At 64.4% G+C, this 12,274-nt stretch carries 9 protein-coding genes; 8 read left to right on the plus strand and 1 reads right to left on the minus strand.

Annotated features, from left to right (window positions below; translation table 11 throughout):
- Positions 1 to 4 precede the first annotated feature (4 nt).
- Together DX923_RS03270 and DX923_RS03275 are read left to right on the plus strand one after the other, a co-directional pair.
- Positions 5 to 886 carry a helix-turn-helix domain-containing protein gene (locus tag DX923_RS03270; protein ID WP_116112665.1) on the plus strand — a complete coding sequence of 294 codons (882 nt, stop codon included), beginning with the start codon at positions 5 to 7 and terminating at the stop codon, positions 884 to 886.
- Positions 874 to 1,404, plus strand: coding sequence for a 2'-5' RNA ligase family protein (locus tag DX923_RS03275; protein ID WP_116112667.1), 531 nt, complete (start codon positions 874 to 876; stop codon positions 1,402 to 1,404). Before DX923_RS03270 ends, DX923_RS03275 begins: the two co-directional genes overlap by 13 nt.
- Here the strand turns inward: DX923_RS03275 and DX923_RS03280 are convergent.
- Positions 1,350 to 4,421 carry a D-alanyl-D-alanine carboxypeptidase family protein gene (locus tag DX923_RS03280; RefSeq protein ID WP_116112669.1) on the minus strand — a complete coding sequence of 1,024 codons (3,072 nt, stop codon included), beginning with the start codon at positions 4,419 to 4,421 and terminating at the stop codon, positions 1,350 to 1,352. The two genes, DX923_RS03275 and DX923_RS03280, sit on opposite strands and share 55 nt — an antisense overlap.
- Before the next feature lie 496 nt (positions 4,422 to 4,917).
- On the opposite strand from DX923_RS03280, the gene DX923_RS03285 reads away from it, so the two are divergent.
- From DX923_RS03285 to DX923_RS03310, 6 genes are all read left to right on the plus strand, one after another.
- A complete protein-coding gene (locus DX923_RS03285; protein WP_116112670.1) occupies positions 4,918 to 6,048 on the plus strand; it encodes a mannose-1-phosphate guanylyltransferase in 1,131 nt (376 codons plus the stop codon).
- A 352-nt stretch (positions 6,049 to 6,400) separates the two neighbouring features.
- A complete protein-coding gene (locus DX923_RS03290) occupies positions 6,401 to 7,441 on the plus strand; it encodes a BMP family lipoprotein (RefSeq protein ID WP_116112672.1) in 1,041 nt (346 codons plus the stop codon).
- 96 nt (positions 7,442 to 7,537) lie between these two features.
- The gene (locus DX923_RS03295; protein WP_240322720.1) at positions 7,538 to 9,163 is read left to right on the plus strand and encodes an ABC transporter ATP-binding protein; all 1,626 of its coding nucleotides are present in this window, start codon (positions 7,538 to 7,540) and stop codon (positions 9,161 to 9,163) included.
- A complete protein-coding gene (locus DX923_RS03300) occupies positions 9,160 to 10,341 on the plus strand; it encodes an ABC transporter permease (RefSeq protein ID WP_116112674.1) in 1,182 nt (393 codons plus the stop codon). The genes DX923_RS03295 and DX923_RS03300 overlap by 4 nt, the downstream gene beginning before the upstream one ends.
- Positions 10,338 to 11,780: an ABC transporter permease gene (locus DX923_RS03305; RefSeq protein ID WP_116112675.1), complete on the plus strand. Its 1,443-nt coding sequence runs from the start codon at positions 10,338 to 10,340 to the stop codon at positions 11,778 to 11,780. The genes DX923_RS03300 and DX923_RS03305 overlap by 4 nt, the downstream gene beginning before the upstream one ends.
- Entirely contained in the window at positions 11,780 to 12,208 is a 429-nt protein-coding gene (locus DX923_RS03310; protein ID WP_116112677.1) for a cytidine deaminase, read from the plus strand. The genes DX923_RS03305 and DX923_RS03310 overlap by 1 nt, the downstream gene beginning before the upstream one ends.
- The last annotated feature ends 66 nt before the right edge of the window (positions 12,209 to 12,274 follow it).

Consider the following 12,274-nt stretch of genomic DNA (forward strand, 5'->3'; position numbering starts at 1 on the left):
TCTCGTGAGCGGCAAAGACGATGAGAACGACGACTTCGCCGTCGCCTTGCGGGCGGCGATCCAGGCCCGGGGCCTCTCCTTGGAACGACTGCGCTACCACTTGTTGCACCGTGGGCACGAGCTGTCGGTGGCCACCATCAGTTATTGGCAGTCCGGACGGAGCAGACCTGAACGAACGGCCTCCTTGGCTGCGCTCTCGGCTTTGGAGAGCATCCTCGAACTCGAGCATGGCGAGCTGTCCGGCAGGCTTCCCGCTCGTCGGCGACAGGCCGGCCCGGGGGTCGGGATCCGACCGGAATTCGCTTTCCGCTGCTACGGGCCTGTGGTCGAGGACGAAGTCGCCAGAATGGGGCTCTCCTGGGACAGCGGAGTCCATAGAGTCGCGGTGCACGATCGGGTCGAGATCGGTCCGGACGCGGTGAATACCCGCCATACCGTCCGGGAGGTGCTCGTCGGAGAACGGGAAGGCGCTGATCGTTATCCGTTGGTCTACCGGGCCTCGCCCGATGCTCCGGTCCGGATCAAGTCGCTGCGCCACTGTCATGTGGGGCGCAGTACCTACCTCGAAGCCGAAGGCATCGTCGTGGCCGAACTCCTCCTGGACCGGCCTGTGCCAGTAGGGGGAGCCATGTTCGTCGAACACTCGCTGGCGTGGTCCTCTTCAGGTCGCGAAGACTCTTCCGTGGCGCGGGGGTTTGTCCGCTCGGTGCACTCCGCGCACACCGAGGTCAATTTCCATGAGTCGTGTCTTCCTCTGTCCGCTGAACGGTTCACCGTGGTCGACGGAGCCCAACAGACCGAACCGGTCGTGATCTCCGGACGTTCACTGCACAGCCTTGTCCTGGACTTCGGCCCCGGGATCTACGGATTGCGATGGACTTGGTGACCAGGGTCGGGGTGGCGATCGCCCTGCCCGAACCACATGCTGGCCTCCTCCAAGAGGCACGCCGGAACTTCGGTGACCTTCAAGGAGACCTGGTTCGAACCCACGTCACGCTGGCTGGTCCGCGAGAGATCCCGGACCGGGAGATGAGCCGGGTCCAGGAACATCTGGCCATGATCTGCCGCGACCAGGGACCTTTCGACGTCCTCCTGCAGGGGGCGACGTCTTTTCGCCCCGTCACCCAGGTGTCCTATCTGCGAGTGTGCCGTGGCGCTGAGGAGTGCAGGCAGCTCGCCGAGGCGATCTGTACTGGGCCGCTGGCTGCTCCGCAGCACTATCCCTACCACCCTCATGTGACTTTGGCGCAGGATCTGCCTGAGGAGGCTCTGGACCGAGCCGAGCAGGAGTTCTCCGATTACTCACTGGGCTTCAGAGTGCAGGAGCTCGGCCTTTACGCCTGTGACCGTTACGATCGGTGGCGCCTACTCCGCGACTTCGCGCTGGAGCGGCTCTCCTCCTGACCGTAGCGCTCTCGCCGGGTCTGCGGAGCATGGTCGTCGTCGTACTGTCCTGGGGAGCGGCGGTCACGGCGGCTGGGCGGCATCGAGTCGGCCCCCTGGTCAGGGAAACGCATGGCCCTGGTCTGGGTGATGCTGTCCTGTTGGTCGTACGGCTCCTGCCCGGTGGACCGGGAAGACGAGTCCGAGGGGGACCATCCGCCGTAGGAGTCACGCCGTTCCGGCTCCGCGGGTACCCCCGATGGTGCTCGCTCGCCGATGGTGAATCCGTAGGTGTTAGAGCCACGTTCCGGCGCACCGTCGTGCTGCGGCAGAGCTTCGGAGACTGCCCGGTCATAGCGGTTCTGCTGGGTTGGCGGCGCCTTGGGCGGCGGGCTCGGGGTCGCCCAATCGAAATGATCGCCGCTGCTGGGTGTGCGACGCATGCTGCGGGTGGAGGACGCCTGATCCGCCGAACTGATCGGGGTGCTGCTGGTCGGCGGGGATGCAGCGCTGTATCCGTGACTGCGGCTGTCGGGAGATGTGTTCTGGTCGGTGGCCCAGTCGTAAGGAACACTGCGGGCTTCGGCCGGAGGGGTGGCTGCCGGGGAGGGGGAGGACGGGGAGTTCCAGTCGAAGCTGCTGGAACCCGCCGACGCTGTGGCAGGGGGAGCAGGGGAGGCAGGGGCCGAAGAGCCATAAGCAGCTTCGCTGCTGTAGCCATTGCCCGATCCGGCCCCGTAGGCCGTCCCGTATGGGCTGTCACTGCTGGACGTGCCGTACGAGGAACTGGTGCTACTCGTCCCATAGGCGCTGCTGGAGCTCGAGGAGGCCGACGACCCATAGGAGGTATCGCTGCCGTAACCATTGCTCGAACCGGATCCGTAGGGGGAGCCGTAGGCGCTGGGGGTGTACGGGCTGCTGCTGGAGTCGGTGGCGCTAGCGGTCGAGGACTGTTCTGCGGCCCAGTCGTAGGGGGTACGACGGGGCTCGGCCGGAGGGGTGGCTGCCGGGGAGGGGGAGGACAGGGAGTTCCAGTCGAAGCCGCTGGAACCCGCCGATGCTGTGGCAGGGGGAGCAGGCGTTGCCTGCGCAGGTGAGCCGTACAACGGCGCAGCACCGTAGGCGGGCCCGGCCGAAGGGGCGTTTCCGTTGGGTGCTGCGGGCGGTGCGCTGCTGGGAGGGGGTGATCCAGGAGGAGAGTCCCATCCGAACTCTGGGCGAGTCATGAAGGAGGTGTCCTCGAGCTCCGGCGAGGAGGCCGGGGGCGGGCCTGTCGGTGCGGGCCGGCCGGGGGCCGGCCGCTCCGGCGCGCGGCGCTCCGACGAGGGCCGCTCAGGTGCCGGGCGGTCCCGTGTCTGGTCCAGCGCTCCGGACTCGGCACGGTCGTAGCTGTCCCGGCGGCCCGGTCCGCGACGGTCACGACGGCTCTGAGGCACTTCTCCTAGCGCTCCGGACTCGGCACGGTCGTAGCTGTCCCGGCGGCCCGGTCCGCGACGGTCACGACGGCTCTGAGGCACTTCTCCTAGCGCTCCGGACTCGGCACGGTCGTAGCTGTCCCGGCGGCCCGGTCCGCGACGGTCACGACGGCCTGCAGGTTCGAGCTCGCTGTCGTGTCGCCGTCCTGCCCGGGATGTCGGGGGGTCTTCGTAGTCGTACTCGTCGTCCTCGCGGGAGCGTCTGCGTCCCTGTGCGGAGGCTCTGCTGTCGGCACGTCCGCGGCGCCCTGGAGCGCTGTCGGAGTCGCGACGGCTGCTGCGGGCGGGGCGGTCGCCGTCGTCGTCGTAGTCGTCGTACCGTTTGTCCGGTACTCGTGACGGGCGACGTTTTCGCGTGTCCTGTCGGCGTGAATCCTTGCGGAGCTTACGAATACGTAAAACTACGATGAGCAGGATGATGACGCTGGCCGCAGCGATGATCAGGGTGGTGGGGTCACTGAAGTCCATCAGAGCAAACCCTGCTGTCGTTGGCGGAGGAGACTCGGCGATGGTCCGTGGCTGGTTCGAGGAAGGCGCGGTCGGTGATTGTCCTGGTGCCGTGGGTTTGGCCTCGGGAGGGGACGGCAGCGATCCCACGGAACCGACTTTGTCGCCGTGGGCGAATGCCCAGTCGAGCAACTTGGCCGAGGGTTTCCAGTCATTGGTCCGAGCAGCCATGAAAGCGATGGCATAAGTGCGGTTTCCTCGTTTCACGGCGCCGACATAGGTGTGTCCGGCAGCATCGGTGAAGCCGTCCTTGCCACCGAGTGCGCCTGGATAGTTCCAGAGCAGTTTGTTCTGGCTTGCCACCTCGAATCCCGGTTTGCCGCTGTCGCCGGGGAAGGTGAATCTTTGCATGGTTAGTATCTGCGCGACCTTGGGATTTTCAAGGGCCCCGCGCAAGATCGTCACTAGATCGTATGCGCTGGTCTTCTGTCCCGGCGCATCGAGTCCATGCGGGGTCTTCGCCACGGTGTTCTTGGTACCGAGCTTGCCTGCCCGCTCATTCATCTTCTCGATGGTCTTGGGGGAACCCCCGGGACCGGTGCGCGCCAAGGCTTCTGCTGCATCGTTGGCTGAACCCATCAGGAGCGATTGGAAGAGCTCCCGGGCGGTGTATTCCCGATTTGGGATCATGCCGACACGAGTGCCGTCCACTTGCGCATCGGATAGCGTGGTGCGAATTCTCTGTTCATCCGGTATCTGCGGTGCGAGTACCTGAGCGGTCAGCAATTTCATTGTGCTGGCAGGCAGATAGGGCTGATGCGCATTTTTGGCGACCAGAACTTTGCCGGTCTGCATCTCGGCGAGCAGATAGCTCTTGGCTGCGATGGGGGGCGGGGCGGGGACACCTTTGGGTAGATCGGTGACCAACTCTGCTGAGTTCAGCTTGTCCTCGCTGGAGAGCACCACCTGTGGGGACGTTGCGGCAGGTGCCGGCACAGCAGCGCCTGCCGTGGTGATGCAGGCCAGAATGACAGCTGTGATGATCGCCAGGGCGGGGGGCCTCGTGACGCGCCGCCTGGCAGCGCGTCGACGGCCCGCGTCTGGTGTAGGGGGCACAGGATCTCCTGGTCATGCGACGAGGGGGCTTCCCCCGAAGCTGTCGGTTATGCCATCTGGACGCTCGACCATTGTCGCGACATGAGTCGATAGTAGGCCAGGAGCATGGCGGTGAGCCTCGCCCAGGAAGCTCCTCCGTTCCGGATGCCGCCCGTGCCGTGATGGCACCGGGGCGGGACGTAGGCTTCGTCGCCGCAGCTCACGTGGAGGACAACGTGAACCGTGGATCGGAGTCGCTCGTCCAAGAAGCCTAGGCAGATAAAGACGCCGAGGGCTAATCATGGTGATGAATCACTTGGTGGAAGGCTGGGGGCGGCATTCTTTCCCCACCATCAGCCGGATATTTGATCGATTATTTCGAAAATTCCGATACTGCCGAGTTGCCGCTTGAGTCGGGAAGTCCTGAGCTGCTTCGGGGGCCGTGGGGTAAGGCGAGCTTCGCTGAGCCGGCAGCGTTGGGATGTGCTTGGTGGATCGGGTCGGTTAGGTTGCGGTCATGGCTGACAATGTGTCTCCGTCCACAGGACCGATTCCTCCCACTGATGACTTCTGGTCGGTGATCCCGGCGGGGGGCGCCGGTACGCGGCTGTGGCCGCTCTCACGAGCTGCCCGCCCGAAGTTCCTTCACGACCTCACCAGCTCGGGACGATCGCTCCTGCAAGCGACTGCGGACCGTCTGCGCCCGCTTTCCGGTGAGCGCCTGCTGGTGGTCACCGGGACGAGCCACGAGGAGGCCGTCCGGGCGCAGCTCCCTGAACTCGACGCTCAGGGTCTGCTGGCTGAGCCCCTTCCCCGCGATTCGATGGCAGCGATCGGACTCGCGGCGGCTGTGGTCGAGCGACGTGACCCTGAGGCGGTGATCGGTTCCTTCGCTGCGGACCATGTGGTGGGGGACGAGGAGTCCTTCCGGCGGTGCGTGGCCGAGGCCGTGGTTCTTGCTCGAACGGATTTGCTTGTCACTCTAGGTATTCGGCCTACTTTTCCGGCAACGGGTTTTGGGTACATCAAGGTCGGGGAGCACCTCGGCGTAGAGGGTGCGCCGCACGGTCATGCTGTGGATCGTTTCGTGGAGAAGCCGGATGCACCGACGGCGCACAGCTATATCGATAGTGGCGACTACCGTTGGAACGCAGGGATGTTCGTCGTCAAGGCGCGGGTTCTGCTCGATCTCTTGGCGGTTTACCATCCTGAGCTCTCGCAGGGGCTGCGGGCGATCGCAGTCGACCCAGGACGTTTGTCGGAGATATGGCCCACGCTCACCAAGATCTCGATCGACCATGCTGTCGCCGAGCCTGCGGCGGATGCTGGGCGGGTGGCAGTGATCGAGACCGATTTCCCTTGGGATGACGTGGGTGACTTCGACTCTCTTGCTGAGCTGCTTCCTCCGCAGGAGGGAGAACTTCCTGCCGGGCTGCACGTCCTGGGCGATGCGGGCAAGGTTCTGGCGCAGGAGGCCACCGGCATCGTGAGCCCGAACGGTGGTCGATTGGTCTCGGTCATCGGGGTGGAGGACATCGTGGTGGTGGATACTCCCGATGCACTGTTGGTGACCACTCGTGATCGGGCCCAGGACGTGAAGCGTCTCGTGGACGAGTTGAAGGCCAGAGGGCGTACTGAACTGACCTGAGGACTTAAGTCCCGGCCTGCCTCGCATATGTGCGCGAGGCAGGCTTTTTTATTGTTATAACAAAACGTCAATATGAATAACCTTCCTTTATCCAGGAGTGGGGCGCCTCCTCTTGGTGAATCAGTGGCGGGAAAGAGCCGTTGGTCAGAGTGATCGAGGTCGCAAACGTTTTCCTCTCCGGGTTCCTGATAGGAAAAACCTTTATTGAGAACATCTTTGGCGCGAAAGTGTGTAGATACTCCTCATTTTCGTTCCAAGCTTCCTGAAGTTGCTGGTCAGCCCGCGCAATCCGGGGCTACCATCGGGCCTTAAGCCGGGTTCTCCGGCCGCCACACTGCAAGGAGGCCCCTGAATGCGTCATACGACTGCTGCCGTCGCGGTTCTGGCTGCGGCCAGTCTGGTACTGGCTGGTTGTGGAGGAGCGGATTCGAAATCCGATTCGGGAGAGAAGAAAGCCGATGGAAAAGGGCTCAAGGTGGCCCTGGCTTTCGATGTGGGCGGCCGAGGTGATCAGTCCTTCAACGACTCCGCGGCTCGGGGAACTGATAAGGCAAAAGCTGAATTCGGTGGTGAGGTCAAAGATTCCACGGCTACGCCAGGGGAGTCGGAATCCAGTCGTGAGAACCGGCTTCAGCAGCTGGTCGACTCCGGTTACACCACCATCGTGGCTGTCGGCTTCGCCTACAAGGGCGCGGTCGACAAGGTGGCCAAGGACAACCCCAACGCGAAGTTCGCCATCGTCGACTCCGCCGACGCCAAAGGTCCCAATATCGCCAATGTCGTCTTCGCAGAACACGAAGGCTCTTATCTCGCAGGCGTCGCCGCAGCCAAGAAGTCCAAGACGGGCAACATCGGTTTCGTCGGTGGAGTGCAGACCGACCTGATCAAGAAGTTCGAAGCGGGTTACGCCGCTGGAGCGAAGTCGGTCAAACCCGACATCAAGATCCAGATCAAGTACCTGACCCAGGCTCCCGACTACTCCGGCTTCACCGACCCGGCCAAGGGCAAGACCGCTGCGGAAGGCATGCTCTCCGCCGGTGCCGATGTCATCTACCACGCCGCAGGTGGCTCCGGACCAGGCGTCTTCACCGCTGTCAAGGCCAAGAACGCGATGGCCATCGGCGTCGATTCCGACCAGGCCAAGACCGCATCCAAGGACGTCCAGGACATCATCATCACCTCGATGGTGAAGAACGTCGACGTGGGTGTCTACGACTTTCTCAAATCGGTCAAGGACGGCACCTTCAAGAGCGGAGCCCACAGCTTCGACCTGAAGAGCAATGGCGTTTCCCTGTCGACCACCGGCGGCAAGATCGACGACATCAAGGCCGAGATCGACAAGGCCAAGCAGGAGATCGTCGACGGCAAGGTGAAGGTCCCCTCCACCGTCTGATCGCTCGATGCGATCGGCCCGGGCCGGCTCAGTACACGGCCCGGGCCGCAGCACGCCCCTCCATGCCCGTCCCTTCACATACCCTCGGGAAGTTCCATGGCAACGCAGCCACCTTCCGCGCCGCCCACCGCGGCCGGCCCACCCCCCACCGGACCGGAACCGGACGCAGCCATCGCCGTCCAGGTCGAAGGCATCACGAAACGCTTCCCCGGGGTGGTGGCCAACAAGGACATCACCTTCGCCGTGCGACGCGGCCATGTTCATGCCCTCGTCGGGGAGAACGGGGCGGGTAAATCCACCCTGATGAAGATCCTCTACGGGGTACAGCGGCCAGACGAAGGCACCATCACCGTCGACGGTGAACAGGTCGCCTTGAAGAGCCCCTCGGACGCCATCGCTCACGGCATCGGCATGGTCTTTCAACACTTCATGCTGGCGGACAACCTGACCGTCCTGGAGAACGTCGTCCTCGGCGCCGAGAAACTCCATGGCATCGGTGCCGGAGCCCGCACCGAGATCCGACGGATCAGCGAAGAATACGGACTCGGTATCGACCCGGATCAGCTGGCCGCATCCCTCGGGGTCGGCGCTCGCCAACGGGTCGAGATCCTCAAGGTGCTCTACCGCGGGGCGCGCATCCTGATCCTTGACGAGCCCACTGCCGTCCTCGTTCCCCAAGAAGTCAACGAACTCTTCGGTAACTTGCGTAAGCTCACGCGAGAAGGCCTCACCATCATCTTCATCAGCCACAAGCTCGACGAAGTGCTCTCCGTTGCCGACGCCATCACCGTCATCCGCAGGGGAACCACCGTGGCCTCGGTGAACCCTGAAGAGACCACCGCTCGGGGACTCGCCGAACTGATGGTCGGCTCTGAACTGCCCACCCCGGAGACCGAGGAATCCACGGTCACCGACCAGGAACTGCTCCGGATCGAGGACATCCTCCTCTCCGACGGCGGTGCCCGTCCCGTCCTCGACCACCTCGATCTGACGATCCATGCCGGAGAGGTCGTGGGCATCGCCGGCGTGGAAGGTAACGGACAAGCCGAACTGATCGAAGTGATCATGGGCATGCGCGAACAGGACAGCGGCCGCATCCAGCTGCGGGATCTGGACATCTCAGACTGGGGCGTGCGTCGTATCCGTGAAGCCGGAGTCGGCTACATCCCCGAGGACCGGCACCGTCACGGGCTTCTGCTGGACGCACCGTTGTGGGAGAACCGCATCCTGGGACACCAGACCCAACGTCCCAACATCAAAGGCGTCTTCGTCGACTCCAAGGGTGCGCAACAGTCCACGCAGGAGATCGTCGACCAGTACGACGTCCGCACCCCCAGTATTCACGTCACGGCAGGCTCACTCTCCGGGGGGAACCAGCAGAAACTGATCATCGGGCGGGAGATGGCCCACCAGCCGATCGTCCTGCTGGCCGCGCATCCCACCCGCGGAGTCGACGTCGGAGCGCAGTCCTTCATCTGGGACTGCTTGAAGAATGCACGGCGGGAAGGCCTCGGCGTCCTGCTGATTTCGGCGGACCTGGACGAACTGATCGGGCTCTCCGACAGCATCTATGTACTCCTGCGCGGCAGACTGACCGGTCCCTACGACCCGGACACGGTGACCGCTCAGGAGCTCGGCGCCGCGATGACCGGCGCGGACGGACATCGGCAGGCTTCCGGCGCCGAGAACACCGCGACGACGGCCCCGGAGGAAGCGCGATGAAGATCGATCTACGCAGAATCGGTTTCAGCCTGGCAGCGCCGCTCCTCGCGCTCATCGTGGCCTTCACGATCACGACGGCCGTGCTCTTCGCAGCAGGAGACCCGGTGGGAGCTGTCTGGCAGCAGCTGCTCAAAGCGCCCTTGCCCCGGGTCACGGTCAATATCCTCAACGAAGCCATCATTCTCTACATCTCCGCGATCGCCGTGGCTATCGGCTTCCGGATGAACCTGTTCAACATCGGTGTCGAGGGCCAGTACCGGGTGGCGGTCTTTGCCGCTGCCGTCGTCTGCGGTCAAGGATTCATCGGTGGGCCCGCCAATGTCCTGCTGGGCATCGTCGTGGCCATGCTCGCCGGGGGGATGTGGGCCGGTATCGCCGGTTGGCTGAAAGTACGTCGCGGTGTGTCGGAAGTGATCTCCACGATCATGCTCAACGCCATCGCCACAGGACTGGTCGCCTACCTGCTGGGCATCGTCGCGCCGTCCGGGCAGACCGATGTCACCAAGACCGCTGAGATCCCTGCCTCGTCCTGGCTGACCGGGCTGGCCTTGGTCCCCGGGGCGCGCAACACGGTCTACTCCCTGGTCTTCCTCTCCGTGCTGGTGGGCTTCCTGTACTGGTTCGTCCTGACCCACACCAGGTTCGGCTATGACCTGCGAGCGGCCGGACGCAGCGAGAGCGCCGCGGTGGCCAGTGGTGTCGACGCCAAGAAGATGGTGATGATCACGATGGTGCTTTCCGGTGCCGTCGGTGGACTCGTCGGGATGCCGCTGCTCTTCGGCCAGGACCACGCCTACGGAGGGACCTTTCAAGCCGGGCTCGGTTTCGCCGGGATCGGTGTGGCACTGCTCGGCCGTAACCACCCCGTCGGGATCGCCTTCGGCGCGCTGCTGTGGGCCTATCTGAACCAGCAGTCCGGGCCGCTGCAGTTGATCTCGGTCTCGCCGGAGATCGTCTCGATCATCCAAGGCATCATCGTCCTCGCCGTCGTCATCGCCTACGAAGTGGTCCGACGAGTCCAGACCCGTCTCGAACAGGCCTCTGTGGCTAAACGGCTGGCTGCCGGCGAGCGAGCCGGAGACGGCCGGACCACCACTGCGAACAGTCGGTCGGCGGAGGACCTGGCCCCTGCTGAGGCCACCACCGGGTCCGCCACCACGGAAAGGGACCACTCATGAGCATGGGACTTCAGCTCGACGCGCACGTCGCGGCAGACATCCCGCAACGGCGGAACCGTTGGACTCCGCTGCGCCTTGCGCTGACCGTTCTCGGAGTTCTGGTCGGTCTGTCTGTTCTTCGGGTGGCGACCGGGGAGAACGACATCGCTTCCTCCGGTGCCGTGGCCGCTGCGATCGGCCTGGCTGTTCCGATCGGCCTGGCCGGTCTGGGAGGTCTGTGGAGCGAACGGGCCGGCGTCGTGAACATCGGTTTGGAAGGCATGATGATCCTCGGCTGCTGGGGATCAGCAGCCTTCGCGCTGAGCTGGGGTCCCTGGGCAGGTCTGATCGGGGGAATCCTGATGGGTCTGGTCGGCGGCGCGGTGCACGCTGTGGCTACCGTCTACTTCGGTGTCGACCATGTCGTCTCCGGCGTGGCACTCAACCTGATCGGCCCAGGCGCTGCGAAGTACCTGGCCGCTCGGACCTGGCCCCAGTTGCAGGGCGTGCAGTCCCCCCAGCTTCCGGAGCTGCCGAAGATCACCGTTCCCGGGCTGTCCGACGGTCTGCGCTCGTTGGAGAGCACACATCTGTTCCTGATCTCCGACGCCGCTGGCGTGCTGGCCGGACTGGTCACTGATCTGTCGATGCTCACCGTGATCGCGGTCGGACTGGTCGCGGCCAGTTGGTGGGTGCTCTGGCAGACAGCTTTCGGTCTGCGTCTGCGCTCCTGTGGTGAGTCGCCAGCTGCTGCAGAGACCCTCGGCGTCGATGTCTATCGGTACAAGTACGCCGGTGTGCTGATCTCCGGTGCCCTGGCCGGTCTTGCCGGGGCCTACCTGACCCTGGTGGCGGCCAATATGTTTCGTGATGGGCAGACTGGTGGACGCGGGTATATCGGCCTGGCTGCCCTCATCTTCGGCAACTGGCGGCCTGGGTCTTTGGCCTCCGGCGCATTGATGTTCGGCTATTTCGATGCTATTCAATTGCGAGGCAACGCAATCCATGGTGTTCTCCTCGCTGCGGGAGTGGCCTTGGTGGCCTTGGGAGTCACCGCGCTGCTGCGTCATCGTTCCGGGCGGCAGGCTGCCTTCGCCCCCGCTGCGACCGCCGCACTGGCGTTGGCCGTGGGCTGGTACGCAGCCAGCGACTCTGCACCCACCGCAGTGCGACTCTTCGTCGGATTCGCCGGGGTCGCGCTTCTTCTCGGCTCCGGGCTCGTGGCCTTTCTCGCTCGTCGAGGATCCGTCGGATGGCCGGGGGCTTTCTCCGGCGGACTGGCCATGGCGGCTTTCGGGCTCTTGGTGACCTGCTGGTATGCCTCTTCGGAGTCGGTTCCCAGCCAGCTGACCGGCGCCGCACCCTATGTGGCTACGCTTCTGGTACTGGCCCTGGCCAGCCAGAATCTCCGGATGCCCGCAGCCGACGGGCTGATCTATCGCAAGGGTGAAACTCACTGATGAACGACGAAGCAGACGTGGCTGACATCACGATCGACTGGGATGCACTGCATGCCGAAGCGGTAGCCGTGATGAAGCAGGCCTATGCCCCGTACTCCAACTTCCCCGTGGGCGTCGCTGCTCTGGTGGACGACGGCCGGATCGTCTCCGGGTGCAATGTGGAGAATGCCTCGTACGGGCTGGGCCTCTGCGCCGAGTGCGGGCTGGTCTCCGAGCTGGCCAAGACCGGTGGCGGACGACTGGTCGCGGTGTGGTGCGTCGACGCCCGTGAAGTCACCCTCATGCCGTGTGGCCGGTGCCGCCAGGTGCTCTACGAATTCGGGGGTCCGGACTGCCGGATCCAGACCCCGGAAGGCCGGCTGACCCTCAAGGACATCCTTCCTCAGGCCTTCGGCCCGGCGGACATCGAACTGGTCACGAAGGCTTGAACGAAGCCGAAATCGACCAGCGGAGCCCGACACCCACGTCCCACGGGGTGCCGGGCTCCGGCCGTG

This window comes from Austwickia chelonae, from assembly GCF_003391095.1.
Lineage (GTDB): Bacteria > Actinomycetota > Actinomycetes > Actinomycetales > Dermatophilaceae > Austwickia > Austwickia chelonae_A.